Origin of the sequence: Streptococcus mitis (genome assembly GCF_023109105.1) — a bacterium.
Lineage (GTDB): Bacteria > Bacillota > Bacilli > Lactobacillales > Streptococcaceae > Streptococcus > Streptococcus mitis_BW.
In genome coordinates, this window is the sequence record NZ_JALDTZ010000007.1 from 13,267 (window position 1) to 29,262 (window position 15,996).

Sequence of the window (15,996 nt, forward strand, 5' to 3'; positions counted from 1 at the left end):
GAAAAGAGATGTCAAGAAAAAAGTTTCTTAGAGAACTATTTTCTTGATTTAAAAAATCCCAAGTGATTTTCTCACTTAGGATCATGTTTTCTAGGTTAAATTAGAACCCGTCTACGTTTGTGTAGATTTTTTGTACGTCTTCGTCATCCTCAAGGACGCTGTAAAGTTTTTCAAAGGTTTCAAGGTCATCGCCTGACAATTCCACTTCTGACTGAGGAATCATTTCTAATTCTGTTACTTGGAATTCTTCGATACCTGATTCACGTAAAGCAACGATAGCCTTGTGAAGGTCAGTTGATGCTGTATAAACCGTGACTGTTCCTTCTTCTGCTTCTACATCGTCCACATCAACATCTGCTTCTAGCAATTGCTCAAAGACTGCGTCTGCATCTTCGCCAGCAAATACGATAACACCTTTGTTGTCAAAGAGGTAAGATACTGAACCTGAAGCTCCCATGTTTCCGCCATTTTTACCAAAAGCTGCACGGACATTAGCCGCTGTACGGTTAACGTTTGAAGTCAAAGTATCAACGATCAGCATAGAACCATTTGGTCCAAAGCCTTCGTAACGTCCTTCTGTAAAGGTTTCGTCTGTGTTTCCTTTTGCCTTGTCCAAAGCCTTATCGATAACGTGTTTTGGCACTTGAGCTTGTTTGGCACGGTCGATAACGAATTTCAAAGCTGAGTTTGATTCTGGATCTGGATCACCTTTTTTAGCTGCTACATAGATTTCTACACCAAATTTTGCATATACTTTAGAGTTAGCTCCATCTTTAGCCGTTTTCTTGGCTACGATATTGGCCCATTTACGTCCCATTAGGAATCTCCTTTTTTCACATTTTAATCTTTCTTATTATATCACAAGTTTTTTCGATTTTCACTAGAGGAAATAGATTTTATTAGCAAATACAGCTAGGAGAGCACTTCGGTTGCCAAGATTTCCTTGCCTTCTTTTATCAAGGGGTGACGGAAAAGCGAAAAATATAGTTGGATGGTCATGGCAACCCAGATAAGGGGTTCGCAAAGGATAACTCCCTTATATCCTGCCCAAGGGATAATCAGGACCACAAAAGCGATTTTCCCGATTAGTTCTATAAAGCTAGAAACCAGAGGAAGGACTTTTTGCCCCAAACCCTGCAAACAATTGCGATAAATCAGCAAAAGACTCAAAATAGGATAAAAGGCTGAACTGATTTGCAGGTAGAGACTGCCATTTTCTATCAAGTAGCTATCCGACGAACTAGCCAAAAAAGAAACCAAGGCTGGACTGGCAAAAAAGAGGAAGATACAGATAAAGCCTGCCCAGGATATACTTAAACGACTACCGATTCGAAGACCTTGGACAATGCGGTCCGGGCGCTTAGCACCTAAATTCTGAGAAGCAAAGGTCGTCATCGAAGCAGAAATAGCGGTCATAGGAAGAAGGGCGAAAGCCATAATACGTCGAGCTGCCGTCTGGGCGCTAATAATCACGGCACCAAAGGTATTAACAGAAGACTGTAAAATCACACTACCAATAGACACAATTGAACTCATCAAGCCCATAGCCAGACCTTGCTCCAAGAGATCCGCATACAAGGCCTTATCCCATTTGAAATGCTTGAACTGAGGCAAAAGTTCTGGAACACTCTTACGAATATAGTAAAAGCAGAGAACCGCTGATAAGCCTTGCGAAATGATGGTAGCAATTCCCGCAGATTGAACTCCAAGATGCAATTGCGTAATAAAATAGAGATCCAGAACCACATTAACTAAGGCAGAGAAAATCAGAAAGCCAAGCGCAGCTAGACTATCACCAATGGATCTCAACAAACCTGCAAAGAGATTATAGGCAAAGCTGACACCGACACAGGTCACAATCATAGAAATATATTGATAGGATTGAGGGAGGATTTCAGCAGGGGTATCTAGGTACTGTAAGAGAGGATACAAACCAAGAAAGCCCAGCAACATAAGCACAATACTCAACAGAGCACCTAAAATCCAGGTGGCTGCTACTGCTTCCTTTATTTTAGTGAAATTCCGAGCCCCGTAATAGCGGGCAATGACAATCCCCATGCCATTACCAACACCAAGAGTAAAACCTACAATCAGGTCAAAAATCGCTGTCGTCGCTCCTACTGCAGCCAAGGATTCTTGACCAAGAAATCGTCCAACAATCAAGACATCAGCAGTGTTATAGAGCTGTTGAAAAATATTGGACAACAAGATTGGAAAGGCAAAGCTTAAGAGCGCGGGAAGAATCGGACCATGAATCAGGTCCACTGTTCGTTTTTTATTCATAAGGCTATTATATCAGCTTTCTAGAGGAGCGACAAGAAACAGCAAACTATAGTTAATACTATTCGAAAATCTCTTCAAACTACGTCAGCGTCGCCTTACCTTAGATATATGTAACTGACTTCGTCAGTCTTATCTAAAACCTCAAAGCAATGCTTTGAGCAATCTGCGGCTAGCTTCCTAGTTTGCTTTTTGATTTTCATTGAGTATTAATCTGAACACCAGAACAAGGCAACAAAAAAGTAGCGGATTCCTCCGCCACTTTTACTTTTTAATCTTCAATTTCGATTTCAAGATCATCGCCAAGGTCAAGAGTCACTTCTTGATTAGCTACTTCTGATTCCACAGGTGCAACTTTTTCATCAGCTACTGCATCATCTTCAATCAAGCCAAACTTGACACGAACTTGGTGGTCAATCTCATCAAAGACTTCTGGGTGATCTGCCAAGTATTTCTTAGCATTTTCAGAACCTTGACCGATCTTTTCGTCTTTATAAGAGTACCATGCTCCTGCCTTCTTGATGATGTCAAGATCACTTGCAATCTTCAAAAGCTCACCAGTTCTAGAAATACCCTCACCATACATGATTTCAACAAAGGCTTCTTTAAATGGTGGAGCTACCTTGTTCTTAACAACCTTAATCTTGGTTTCCTTACCTACGCTCGTATCTTTTTGATCACCAGTTCCCTTGATTTGTGTGCTTCCACGAACATCCAAACGGACAGAAGCGTAGAATTTAAGGGCACGTCCACCAGGAGTTGTCTCTGGATTACCAAACATAACTCCTACTTTTTCACGCAATTGGTTAATGAAGATAGCAATTGTCTTAGTCTTATTAATAGAAGCTCCGAGTTTACGCATAGCCTGGCTCATCATACGAGCTTGAAGACCAACGTGGCTATCTCCGATATCTCCATCGATTTCTGCACGAGGTACAAGGGCAGCAACTGAGTCGATAACAACAAGATCAACTGCACCTGAGTCAATCAATTTCCCAGCAATTTCAAGACCTTGCTCACCTGAATCTGGTTGTGACAAGAGCAATTCATCGATATTAACACCAAGCGCTGCTGCATAGGCTGGGTCAAGCGCATGCTCCGCATCGATAAAGGCAGCAATTCCGCCTTCTTTTTGCGCTTGCGCTACCGCGTGAAGGGCAACCGTTGTCTTACCTGATGATTCTGGCCCGTAGATTTCGATGATACGTCCCTTTGGATAACCACCTGATCCGAGTGCGATATCAAGAGCCAACGAACCTGAGCTCATCACTTGGACCTTTTGCTCTGCACGTTCACCCAAGCGCATGATTGACCCCTTCCCAAAGTCTTTTTCAATCAATTTAAGGGCATCGTTTAGGGCTTTTTCACGATCAGCACCAAATTTTTTGCCAATTTCGTCTAATTTTTTTGTTGGTTTTTTCGCCATTATATTCTCCTGTATTCTAATAGTCCTTAGACCTTCTTCTATTATAACAAATCTCCAGCACTTAATAAAGCTTTGCGAACTAGGTTAAAGGCATGTAAGACTGCAATTTCTCGGACATCAGCTCGACTTCTGCCTGCTATATTGGCCTGGATAACTTCTGTCCCTGAAGCTTGCGCCAAAGCAATAAAAACTGTACCTGCTGGATGTCCTTCTAGGCTATCTGGTCCAGCCACTCCTGTCAAACTAATGCCAAAATCAGACTGAGTCTTGATTCGTGCCTGCTCAGCCATCTTCTGAGCTGTAAATTCAGACACCACACCATGTTCTTCCAAATCCTTGACAGGAATATCCAACATCTTTGATTTTTCTTCCAAGCTATAAGTCACAAAACCACCCTTAAATATACTTGAAGCACCCGAAAAATCAGCCACACTAGCTTGAAAAAGACCTGCCGTCAAGCTTTCGGCAGCCGTGATGGTTTTCCCCTGTTTTTTCAGTTCCTCTACCACAATGCTGGCCAAGCTGGACTCCTCCCCATAACCATAACAAAGGTCTCGTAAAGAAAGACCTTCAAAAGTTTGGTGACCTAAGATTTGATTTTCCAAGATATCCAGCACTTGATTCGCCTCTTCTTGGCTACTAGCTTTTGTTGACAAACGTAAGGTTACCTCTCCTGTCTTAGCATAAGGTGCCAAGGTCGGATCGGTTTGATTATCAATCAAATCAGCCAAAATCGTAACCAGCTGGCTCTCACCAATTCCAAAGAAACGAAGAACTCGGGAATACAGCTTGCTCCCTGTCATCAACTTGGGTAGAAGTTGGTTTAAGACCATAGGTTTCATTTCACTTGGCGGACCTGGAAGGACGACGTAGGTCACTCCATTGGCTTCCAAAATGCCTCCCACAGCCAACCCTGTTTCGTTTGGCAGTGGAGTCGCCCCTTCTACAATTTGAGCTTGTCTTTCGTTATTCGGTGTTCGGGCATAGTCTGGTCTCTGGGCAAAAAAGACATCCAGCTTCTCCTGCGCCCGAGGATCAAAGACTAATTCTTTTCCTAAAAATTTAGCTAGGGTTTGTTTGGTCAAATCGTCCTCCGTAGGTCCCAAACCACCTGTCAAAATCACCAGACTGCTACGTTGACTGGCAATCTCAAGCAAAGACAATAGACGAGCTTCATTGTCTCCTACAGCTGTCTGAAAATAAACATCTACCCCGATCTCAGCTAGTTTTTCCGATAAAAACTGGGCATTAGTATTGACAATCTGTCCTGTCAAAATCTCTGTTCCAACAGCAATGATTTCTGCTTTCATGTTTCCTCCTACCTATCTATTCGTATTTTTTTGAAAAAATCGCAGGAAATTTCCCACGATTCCAACTATAAATTAGATTATTCTACATCCTCTTGATTTCTTGTACTATTAATCGTACCTGTCCCCAAACCGATACCATTTTGATTTCCGAAAAGCTCTTCATATAAGACTGCATTTGTCTCTAACTCTGTCACCTTCGGTTTATCAAGTGAAGTTCTCAAGAGATTTTGGATTTCTAACAAATGGTTAGCAGTTACGATTTGATAAGATGTTCCTTGCAATTCAGCATCTTCGCCTCGTAATTGTTGGGTTTCAATCGTTTTAAATGAATCTTTATAGCCCAACAAGCTTGGAATGCTTTTCGCAGATAAATCAATATTAGTCTGCATATTAGTACTTAGGGCTTTTAAAATAGACTGATAGTGACTGATACTATCCAAACTAAGAACTTTTTCAACAACTTTTTGAATGACTTCACGCTGACGCTTCTGACGCCCGTAGTCTCCTTCTGGGTCTTGATAACGCATGCGTGAATACACAAGCGCTTCTTCTCCATTTATTGTCTGTTCTCCAACACCAATAGAAATGGTGTTAAATTCTTCTTGGTCACTGATAGAGATTGGGAAACCTAGTGTATTATTAACCGTAATACCACCCACTGCATCTACTAATTGTTGCAATCCTTGCATATTAACCATAATATAGCGATCAATATGGATGTTCATCATCTTTTGAATGGTTGAAATAGCTAACTCTGCACCACCACCAGCATAGGCAGCGTTTAGTTTTGCTTCCTCAATCTGACCATCTTTATGCTGGATTTTAGTCAGAATATCACGTTCCAAACTCAACATCGTCGTTTTCTTTGTGTGCGGATTGACGGTCAGCAAAATCATACTGTCACTATTTCCAGCCCATTGATCTGTACGCTCTACATTCCCAGTATCAACCCCCATTAACAGAATGGTCAAAGGCTCTGTTGCTTCAATAACCTTGGTTTCTTCCCCTATTTTTTTATAGGTTTTCGCCAAAGTCTCTGTACCTTGCTGATAAATAGTGTAAGCAAAAACACCGACACCCAAAACTGTCACAGCTAGAAAAGCTAGCACCATTCCAATAATTTTTTTAACCATATTTCTACTAATCTATCAGTTTACCCATCAAGTAAACATCGATAAATTTCCCTTCTTCTATATACGCTCCACGCTCTTGGCGACCTTCAATTACAAAGCCATGCTTTTGATAAAGATGAACTGCAGCCTGATTACGAGTTTGGACAGTCAGTTGGAGACGACGCAGAATGCCACTTGCTTGTGCCCATTCTATCGCCTCTTCTAGCAACAAACTTCCCAAGCCATTATTCCAATATCTTTTTCCAATCACAATGAAGAGATCTCCAATATGACGGACTCTCTTACGCTGGTCAGCTGTGATATTTACAAGGCCAGCAATTTTATCATTTAAAAATGCAAGTAAGGTTATCTGATTATCCGAACTAGCTTGCTTGTCGAGGAATATTTCCATCTCCTCACTGGTCAAGAGAATACCATCCCCATCTAGGCTGGTAAAATCTGTCTCCAAACTCACACGATTTAAAAATGTCACTAAATCAGCAGCATCACCAGGCTCTGCTTCTCTAATGAGCAGTTCATACTCCATGTTGAAGCTCCTCTAACAATTTCTCAGCACGCAAACCCTTTGCTTGAAAATTCAGCCTGCGACCATCTTCTTCTTTTAGAATTTCCAATTCTAAATAAGTATCGGGTAAGGCTTCACCTACAAGATGGCCCCACTCGATGACAGTCACCCCGCCACCAAAGAGAAACTCATCCAAATCAATAGAATCAGCATCCCCCTCAATACGGTAAACATCTAAATGATAAAGAGGAAGACGGCCCTCATACTCTCTCACTATAGTATAGGTTGGACTCTTAATCATCTGAAAAATCTGTAATCCCTTAGCAAGGCCTTTTGTAAAGGTCGTTTTACCTGCTCCAAGTTCGCCAGTTAGAATTAAAACATCATTCTTTTCTAATAAACAGCCCAAACGCTCACCTAAGGACTGTAACTCTTCTTCGTTTTTAGTGTACATATTTCTATTATACCAAAAAGTTGTTCTTTGTCGAGATATTATCTGTGAATTCCATATTATAAATTGCAAAACTTGGACCATCTCTTCTTTTGTTCTTAAAATAGAAACAGCAAGAAGACAACTAATAAGATATCTCTCATCAAATGGCTGTAAAATGAAACTTCCCAGCGAATGACTTTGGGCACCAATAGTCCTAGAAATAGCATTCCCAAGGTAATATAAAAGGTCATGGATAATAGCATCCAAGGATTTCTGAGAAAGATTAGAATAGCTATTCCACTAATAAAACACATTTCCTTCTTACCCAAAATCTTTTTCAATCCATGTACATACTTCTGAATCGGCAGAAAAACTAACAAATCAATACCAAATAAGAAAAAGAAACTTGGTAGAAAGGCTTCCACAATCCCTTCTACGTATGTGTTTCCTACAATGATATGTTCTATGACAATTAAAGCTAAACCCAAAATGTTTACTAAGAGCAAGAGACTATACAAGAATTGTTGCTTATCTTCCTTAAAAACTGAATAAGATTGATTTCGCTGTCCACTATAGTAGTTTAGCCCTGCACCAATACTGGCAAGAAGCAACATGCCAACTAAATAATAGAAACAGTTTTGATTTAACAACAAGGACCAAGTCGATAAACTTAAACTAGAACAGCTACTAAGACCAAAAACTGTCAGCAATAACAAAACACGAATTTGCTTTTTCATTTTTTCCATCATTCTTCCTCCCTTATACTCAATGAAAATCAAAGAGCAAACTAGGAAACTAGCCGCAGGTTGCTCAAAGCACCGCTTTGAGGTTGTAGATAAGACTGACGAAGTCAGTATCATATATCTACGGCAAGGCAAAGCTGACGTGGTTTTAAGAGATTTTCGAAGAGTATTACTTGCTCTTATTATAGGATAGAAATTCTCACCGTTGCTAGAATATTTCTCAACTGTCAGTTTTCTAGTCTAAAATGCAAAAAAATTTGATGCAAGTAACCCTTACATCAAACTTTTACTATTTCTCTTCAAACCAAAGTGCAATTTCTCGCTTAGCTGACTCTTCTGAATCTGAACCATGTACAACATTTTGAATAGCTTGGTTCTCTCCAGCAGCTTTTGCAAAATCACCTCGAATAGTTCCTGGTAAAGCTTCTTCTGGACGAGTCGCACCCATCATGGTCCGCCAAGTTTCGATTACTTTAGGTCCAGAAATGATACCCACCAGAACCGGTCCTGAAGTCATAAATTCACGAATCGGTGGGTAAAAACTCTGACCAACTAAATCCTGATAGTGCTGATCAATCAACTCTTCTGAAACCTGTGAACGCAACTCCAATTTTTCGATTGTAAACCCACGTTGTTCGATGCGTTTCAACACCTCACCCACTAGCCCTCTTTTTACACCATCTGGTTTAATGATAAAAAATGTTTGTTCCATCCCCATCTCCTTTGTCAGCTTCTTTCTTTTATTTTACCACATTTCATGGAAAAACGGAGAAAGTTTTCAGAAAAGAGAAAGAGAACCCGAAGGCTCTCTCAATTCTCTTTTATTCTACTGTTTCTTCCACAGTTTCAACGACAGTATCCACAACTACTTCTGTTGTTTCTTCATTTCCTTCTTCCTCTACTGGAGGATTAAGGTATTCTTCTTCGTTGATAGCATGTGATTCAAGATTACGGTAGCGAGCCATACCAGTACCAGCTGGGATGATCTTACCGATGATGACATTTTCCTTGAGACCAAGGAGATGGTCTTTCTTACCACGGATAGCCGCATCTGTAAGGACACGAGTTGTTTCCTGGAAGGAAGCTGCTGACAAGAAACTATTGGTTTCAAGTGAGGCTTTGGTGATTCCCATAAGGACTGGACGACCAGTCGCTGGCACTCCACCTGCGATGAGAACATCCTTGTTAGCATCTGTAAAGTCGTTGATATCCATGAGAGTACCCATGAGAAGGTCTGTATCCCCTGGATCCATGACGCGAACTTTACGGATCATTTGACGAACCATTACCTCGATGTGTTTGTCACCGATTTCTACCCCTTGGCTACGGTAAACTTTTTGTACTTCACCGAGGAGGTAAGTCTCAACTGACAAGACATCACGTACAGCAAGGAGACGTTTCGGTTGGATAGAACCTTCTGTCAATGCTGCACCGCGAGAGACTTGGTCTCCAACTTCGACACGCATACGTGCTGTAAATGGTACCACGTATTCACCTTCGCCAGTTTCACCCTTAACAAAGACTTTCTTAGTACGAGTTGATGCATCTTCTTCGATAGCAGTAACTTGTCCTTTAACCTCTGTGATAACCGCTTCCCCTTTAGGATTGCGGGCTTCAAAGATTTCTTGGACACGAGGAAGACCCTGAGTGATATCGGTATTTGAGGCAACCCCACCCGTGTGGAAGGTACGCATTGTAAGCTGTGTACCAGGTTCCCCGATAGATTGGGCAGCGATTGTACCAACTGCTTCACCAACTTCAACCGCATCACCAGTCGCCAAGTTGATACCGTAACAGTGACGGCAGACACCGTGACGAGTGTTACATGTAAATACAGAGCGGATAGTCACTTCTTCTACACCAGCATTAACAATTTCACGCGCCTTGTCTTCTGTAATCAACTCATTTGGACCAATGATAACTGCACCAGTTTCTGGATGTTTAACAGTTTTCTTAGTGTAACGACCATTGAGACGCTCTTCAAGAGACTCGATCATCTCTTTTCCTTCTGCGATAGAGCGGATCAAGAGACCACGATCTGTTCCACAGTCGTCCTCACGGATGATAACGTCTTGGGCAACGTCAACCAAACGACGAGTCAAGTAACCTGAGTCGGCTGTCTTAAGGGCCGTATCGGTCATACCTTTACGAGCACCGTGAGTTGAGAAGAACATTTCGAGTACTGACAAACCTTCGCGGAAGTTTGAAAGGATTGGCAATTCCATGATACGTCCGTTCGGAGCAGCCATCAGACCACGCATACCGGCAAGCTGTGAGAAGTTTGAGATGTTACCACGGGCTCCAGAGTCCATCATCATAACGATTGGATTCTTCGGATCTTGGTTGGCAATCAAACGTTTCTCCAATTTTTCACGGGCAGCACGCCATTCAGCCGTAACGGCATTGTAACGCTCGTCGTCTGTGATCATACCACGACGGAATTGTTTGGTGATTTGTTCTACACGTTTGTGTGATTCTTCAATGATTTCAACCTTGTCATCAACGACTGGGATATCGGCAATACCCACTGTCAATCCTGCAAGAGTTGAGTGGTGGTAACCGAGGTTCTTCATGCGGTCAAGTAGGGCAGAAGTTTCTGTCGTACGGAAACGTTTGAAGATTTCAGCGATAATATTTCCTAGATTTTTCTTCTTGAATGGAGGGTTGAGTTCAAGATTGCGAATAGCTTCCTTGATATCTCCACCAAGTGGCAAGAAGTATTTAGCTGGGACGCCTTCTGTCAAGTTGGCGTTGTTTGGCTCTTGCAAGTATGGTAGTCCCTCTGGCATGATGTCATTGAAGAGAATTTTACCAACTGTTGTAAGCAAGACTTTATGTTTTTGCTCTTCTGTCCATGGTTTGTTGAGGCTGTCTGTTGCGATACCAACACGTGAGTGGAGGTGAACATAGCCATTACGGTAAGCCATAACCGCTTCGTCACGGTCTTTGAAGACCATTCCTTCACCTTCACGACCAGCTTCTTCCATGGTCAAGTAGTAGTTACCCAAAACCATGTCCTGAGATGGAGTAACAACTGGTTTCCCATCTTTTGGATTCAAGATGTGCTCAGCAGCCAGCATCAAGATACGAGCTTCTGCTTGGGCTTCTTCTGAAAGCGGTACGTGAATGGCCATTTGGTCCCCGTCAAAGTCGGCGTTGTAGGCTTCACAGACAAGTGGGTGCAAGCGAAGGGCCTTACCATCAATCAAGACTGGCTCGAAAGCTTGGATACCCAAACGGTGAAGAGTCGGTGCGCGGTTAAGAAGTACTGGGTGTTCTTTAATCACTTCTTCTAGGATATCCCAGATACGTTCATCTCCACGTTCTACCAAGCGTTTAGCTGCTTTGACGTTTTGCACGATATCACGGGCAACGATTTCACGCATAACGAATGGTTTAAAGAGCTCGATCGCCATTTCACGTGGCACACCACATTGGTACATCTTAAGAGTTGGACCAACGGCGATAACGGAACGTCCTGAGAAGTCAACACGTTTACCGAGCAAGTTTTGACGGAAGCGTCCTTGTTTACCTTTAAGCATGTGGCTCAATGATTTCAGTGGACGGCTACCTGGTCCTGTGATTGGACGACCACGACGACCATTGTCAATCAAAGCGTCAACCGCTTCTTGAAGCATACGCTTCTCATTTTGAACGATGATACCTGGTGCATTCAACTCAAGCAAACGAGCCAAGCGGTTGTTACGGTTGATAACACGACGGTAAAGGTCATTCAAGTCAGATGAGGCAAAACGGCCACCATCCAACTGCAACATTGGACGAAGATCTGGTGGAATAACCGGAAGGATGTTGAGAATCATCCATTCAGGTTTATTTCCAGACTTGTAAAAGGCATCCAAAACATCCAAACGACGGATGGCTTTGATACGTTTTTGTCCAGTAGCTGTTTTCAACTCTTCTTTGAGTTCAGCAATTTCTTTTTCAAGATCTACTTGTTTTAAAAGGTCTTGGATGGCTTCGGCACCCATCTTGGCAACGAATGATCCATAACCATACTCACGCAAGCGCTCACGGTATTCGCGCTCTGTCATGATAGACTTGTGCTCAAGTGGTGTATCCTTAGGATCAATCACCACATAAGCCGCAAAGTAGATCACTTCCTCGAGGGCACGAGGGCTCATATCAAGGGTCAAGCCCATACGGCTTGGAATCCCCTTGAAGTACCAGATGTGAGATACAGGAGCTTTCAACTCAATGTGCCCCATACGCTCACGACGAACTTTCGTACGCGTTACTTCAACCCCACAGCGGTCACAAACAATCCCTCTGTAACGAATGCGTTTGTACTTGCCACAAGCACATTCCCAGTCTTTTGTAGGACCAAAGATCACTTCATCAAAGAGTCCTTCACGTTCTGGTTTCAAGGTACGGTAATTGATTGTTTCAGGTTTTTTGACTTCTCCATAAGACCATGAACGGACTTTACTTGGAGAAGCTAGGGTGATTTGCATACTTTTAAAACGATTTACATCAACCACTATTTCTTCCCTTTCTATTATAAGTGAACTGCTTATTCTTGTTCAGCAGCTTCTTCTGTTGTTTCCGCTTTTGCATTTTCTTCTGCTTCAAAGGCTGCTTTAGCCTCTTGAGCTGCTCTTTCGCGGGCTTTTTCAAGGTCATCTACGTGGATGACATCTTCGTCCATTCCTTCATCAAGGTCACGAAGTTCCACTTCTTGATCGTCTTCGTCAAGAACACGCATGTCAAGACCAAGAGATTGCAATTCTTTCACAAGAACTCGGAATGATTCTGGAACACCTGGTTTTGGAATTGGTTTTCCTTTTGTAATAGCTTCATAAGCTTTCAAACGTCCGTTGATATCGTCAGACTTGTAAGTCAAGATTTCTTGAAGGACATTTGACGCACCATAGGCTTCAAGCGCCCAAACCTCCATCTCACCGAAACGTTGTCCACCAAACTGAGCTTTACCTCCGAGTGGTTGTTGTGTAACGGTTGAGTAAGGTCCGACTGAACGAGCGTGCAATTTATCATCAACCATGTGGTGGAGTTTGATCATGTACATGACACCAACTGACACACGGTTATCAAATGGTTCACCAGTACGTCCGTCGTATAGGATAGTCTTAGCATCGCTATCCATACCTGCTTCTTTGACAGTATCCCAAAGATCTTCAGAACTTGCTCCGTCAAAGACTGGCGTTGCGATGTGGATGCCAAGAGTACGAGCCGCCATACCAAGGTGAAGTTCCATAACCTGACCGATATTCATACGTGATGGCACCCCAAGTGGGTTCAACATGATATCGACTGGAGTTCCATCTGGAAGGTAAGGCATGTCTTCTACAGGAACGATACGAGAGACAACCCCTTTGTTTCCGTGACGTCCGGCCATCTTATCTCCGACCTTAATCTTACGTTTTTGTGCGATGTATACACGAACCAGCATGTTGACACCAGATTGCAATTCATCACCATTTGCACGTGTAAAGATTTTAACATCACGAACGACACCATCGGCACCGTGTGGTACACGAAGAGAAGTGTCACGAACTTCACGAGATTTGTCTCCGAAGATAGCGTGCAAGAGACGCTCTTCAGCAGAAAGATCTTTTTCACCCTTAGGTGTTACTTTACCTACAAGGATATCCCCTTCTTTAACCTCAGCACCGATACGGATGATACCCATTTCGTCAAGGTCTTTAAGGGCATCTTCACCAACGTTTGGAATTTCACGAGTAATTTCTTCAGGCCCAAGCTTTGTATCGCGTGTTTCTGATTCGTATTCTTCGAGGTGAACAGATGTATAAACATCGTCTTTCACCAAGCGTTCGCTCATGATAACGGCATCCTCGAAGTTGTAACCTTCCCATGTCATGTAGGCAACGATTGGGTTTTGTCCAAGCGCCATTTCACCTTTTTCCATAGAAGGTCCATCAGCGATAAAGTCACCTTTTTCGATGACATCGCCAACTCGAACAAGGGTACGTTGGTTATAAGCAGTACCTGAGTTTGAACGACGGAATTTTTGGACGTGGTAAACATCAAGGGAACCATCTTCACGACGAACTTCTACTTTGTCCGCATCTGCATAGGTAACCTTACCACCATGTTGTGCAATAACTGCAGCTCCTGAATCATGGGCTGCTTGATATTCCATACCAGTACCAACGAAAGGCGCTTTAGGATCGATCAAAGGAACAGCCTGACGTTGCATGTTGGCACCCATGAGGGCACGGTTGGAGTCATCGTTTTCCAAGAAAGGAATACATGCTGTCGCAACAGCAACTACCTGCTTAGGAGAAACGTCCATATAGTCAACGCTTGATGCTGGATATTCTTGGTTAACCCCTTGGTGACGTCCCATGACAACTTTTTCAGCAAAAGTTCCATCTGCGTTCAATTTAGAGTTAGCCTGAGCTACTGTGTATTCATCTTCTTCATCGGCAGTCAACCAAACAATTTCGTTGGTAACTTTACCAGTTGCACGGTCAACCTTACGGTATGGTGTTTGAATGAAACCATACTTGTTGAGGTGCCCGTATGAAGACAAGTTGTTGATCAAACCGATGTTTGGTCCTTCAGGTGTTTCGATTGGACACATACGACCATAGTGAGTGTAGTGCACGTCACGCACTTCATATCCAGCGCGGTCACGTGTCAAACCACCAGGCCCTAAGGCAGACAAACGACGTTTGTGAGACAACTCAGAAAGAGGATTGTGTTGGTCCATGAACTGTGACAACTGTGATGAACCAAAGAATTCTTTAACCGCAGCTGTTACAGGACGGATGTTAATAATTTGTTGTGGTGTCAAGACTTCGTTGTCCTGAACAGACATACGTTCACGGACATTACGTTCCATACGAGAAAGTCCCAAACGTACTTGGTTGGCAAGCAATTCACCAACCGCACGGATACGACGGTTCCCAAGGTGGTCGATATCATCCACACGGCCAAGTCCTTCAGCCAAGTTGAGGAAGTAGCTCATCTCTGCAAGGATATCTGCAGGAGTGACGATACGAACTTTGTCATCTGGATTAGCATTACCGATGATTGTTACAACACGGTCTGGATCAGTTGGTGCAACAACCTTGAATTTTTGAAGAACAACTGGTTCAGTCACAACCGCAGCGTCATTTGGAATGTAGACAATCTTGTTCAAATCGCCATCCAAATGACTTTCAATACTTTCAATCACACTACGAGTCATAACTGTCCCAGCTTCCACCAAGATTTCACCTGTTTCAGGGTCTACCAATGGCTCCGCAATGGTTTGGTTGAGCAGACGTGTTTTAACATTGAGTTTTTTATTGATCTTGTAACGACCAACTGCTGCTAGGTCATAACGACGTGGGTCAAAGAAACGAGCCACAAGCAAGCTACGTGAGCTTTCAGCAGTCTTAGGCTCACCTGGACGAAGACGTTCGTAGATTTCTTTCAAAGCTTCGGCTGTACGAGAGTCCATTGGGTTCTTGTGAATATCTTTTTCAACAGTGTTACGAACAAGATCGCTGTCACCAAAGATATCAAAGATTTCATCATCACCTGAGAAACCAAGCGCACGAACCAAGGTCGTAAATGGAATCTTACGAGTACGGTCGATACGAGTATAGGCGATATCTTTTGAGTCGCTTTCAAGTTCCAACCAAGCTCCACGGTTAGGGATGACAGTTGAACCGTAGCCCACTTTACCATTTTTATCTACCTTGTCATTAAAGTAAACACCTGGTGAACGCACCAACTGTGATACGATGATACGTTCACCACCGTTGATGATGAAAGTACCCATCTCAGTCATGATTGGGAAATCACCAAAGAAAACTTCTTGAGTCTTGATTTCACCAGTTTCTTTGTTAATCAAGCGGAAGGTTACAAAGATAGGTGCTGAATAGCTGGCATCGTGGATACGAGCTTCTTCAAGCGTATATTTTGGTTCTTTGATTTCATAGCCTACAAACTCCAACTCCATTGTGTCTGTGAAGTTTGAAATTGGCAATACATCTTCAAACACTTCCTTGAGACCATAGTCTAGGAAATCTTTGAATGAATCAGTTTGAATTTCAATCAAATTTGGTAAGTCAAGAACTTCTTTGATTCTTGAAAAACTACGACGGGTACGATGTTTCCCGTATTGAACGTCATGTCCTGCCAAGATGATTCTCCTTTAAAATAAAGTTTCAAGCC

12 protein-coding genes are annotated in these 15,996 nt (G+C 42.7%); 1 reads left to right on the top strand and 11 read right to left on the bottom strand.

All coding sequences use genetic code 11. The annotated features are described in order from the left end of the window. Positions 1 to 100: 100 nt before the first annotated feature. The 8 genes from M1F37_RS05435 to M1F37_RS05470 all read right to left on the bottom strand — a co-directional run bounded on the left by M1F37_RS05435 (position 101) and on the right by M1F37_RS05470 (position 7,833). Positions 101 to 817: a YebC/PmpR family DNA-binding transcriptional regulator gene (locus M1F37_RS05435; RefSeq protein WP_247935036.1), complete on the bottom strand. Its 717-nt coding sequence runs from the start codon at positions 815 to 817 to the stop codon at positions 101 to 103. Between the two features lie 95 nt (positions 818 to 912). Beyond that, positions 913 to 2,283 carry an MATE family efflux transporter gene (locus M1F37_RS05440; protein ID WP_247935037.1) on the bottom strand — a complete coding sequence of 457 codons (1,371 nt, stop codon included), beginning with the start codon at positions 2,281 to 2,283 and terminating at the stop codon, positions 913 to 915. Between the two features lie 268 nt (positions 2,284 to 2,551). Beyond that, on the bottom strand, positions 2,552 to 3,706 hold the full coding sequence (gene recA, locus M1F37_RS05445; RefSeq protein ID WP_001085523.1) for a recombinase RecA: 1,155 nt from the start codon (positions 3,704 to 3,706) through the stop codon (positions 2,552 to 2,554). A 41-nt stretch (positions 3,707 to 3,747) separates the two neighbouring features. Further along, positions 3,748 to 5,016 (bottom strand): competence/damage-inducible protein A, encoded by a 1,269-nt coding sequence (locus M1F37_RS05450; RefSeq protein ID WP_247935038.1) that lies wholly within the window; start codon positions 5,014 to 5,016, stop codon positions 3,748 to 3,750. 77 nt (positions 5,017 to 5,093) lie between these two features. Then, the gene (gene brpA, locus M1F37_RS05455) at positions 5,094 to 6,149 is read right to left on the bottom strand and encodes a biofilm formation/cell division transcriptional regulator BrpA (RefSeq protein ID WP_247935039.1); all 1,056 of its coding nucleotides are present in this window, start codon (positions 6,147 to 6,149) and stop codon (positions 5,094 to 5,096) included. A 7-nt stretch (positions 6,150 to 6,156) separates the two neighbouring features. Then, positions 6,157 to 6,675, bottom strand: a complete 519-nt coding sequence (locus M1F37_RS05460) for a GNAT family N-acetyltransferase (protein ID WP_247935040.1) — start codon at positions 6,673 to 6,675, stop codon at positions 6,157 to 6,159. Beyond that, positions 6,665 to 7,108, bottom strand: a complete 444-nt coding sequence (gene tsaE, locus M1F37_RS05465; protein ID WP_247935041.1) for a tRNA (adenosine(37)-N6)-threonylcarbamoyltransferase complex ATPase subunit type 1 TsaE — start codon at positions 7,106 to 7,108, stop codon at positions 6,665 to 6,667. Before tsaE ends, M1F37_RS05460 begins: the two co-directional genes overlap by 11 nt. A gap of 95 nt (positions 7,109 to 7,203) precedes the next feature. Continuing rightward, the gene (locus tag M1F37_RS05470; protein ID WP_247935042.1) at positions 7,204 to 7,833 is read right to left on the bottom strand and encodes a competence protein; all 630 of its coding nucleotides are present in this window, start codon (positions 7,831 to 7,833) and stop codon (positions 7,204 to 7,206) included. Positions 7,834 to 7,855: 22 nt separating this feature from the next. Here M1F37_RS05470 and M1F37_RS05475 point away from each other — a divergent pair, with 22 nt between their 5' ends. After that, on the top strand, positions 7,856 to 8,023 hold the full coding sequence (locus M1F37_RS05475) for a hypothetical protein (protein WP_247935043.1): 168 nt from the start codon (positions 7,856 to 7,858) through the stop codon (positions 8,021 to 8,023). 96 nt (positions 8,024 to 8,119) lie between these two features. Here the strand turns inward: M1F37_RS05475 and ndk are convergent, their stop codons facing one another. The 3 genes from ndk to rpoB all read right to left on the bottom strand — a co-directional run bounded on the left by ndk (position 8,120) and on the right by rpoB (position 15,964). Then, positions 8,120 to 8,542 carry a nucleoside-diphosphate kinase gene (gene ndk, locus M1F37_RS05480; protein ID WP_025171451.1) on the bottom strand — a complete coding sequence of 141 codons (423 nt, stop codon included), beginning with the start codon at positions 8,540 to 8,542 and terminating at the stop codon, positions 8,120 to 8,122. A 109-nt stretch (positions 8,543 to 8,651) separates the two neighbouring features. Beyond that, the gene (rpoC, locus tag M1F37_RS05485; protein WP_247935044.1) at positions 8,652 to 12,329 is read right to left on the bottom strand and encodes a DNA-directed RNA polymerase subunit beta'; all 3,678 of its coding nucleotides are present in this window, start codon (positions 12,327 to 12,329) and stop codon (positions 8,652 to 8,654) included. A 32-nt stretch (positions 12,330 to 12,361) separates the two neighbouring features. Beyond that, complete coding sequence (rpoB, locus tag M1F37_RS05490; protein ID WP_247935045.1) at positions 12,362 to 15,964, bottom strand: DNA-directed RNA polymerase subunit beta; 3,603 nt, start codon at positions 15,962 to 15,964, stop codon at positions 12,362 to 12,364. Between the last annotated feature and the right edge of the window lie 32 nt (positions 15,965 to 15,996).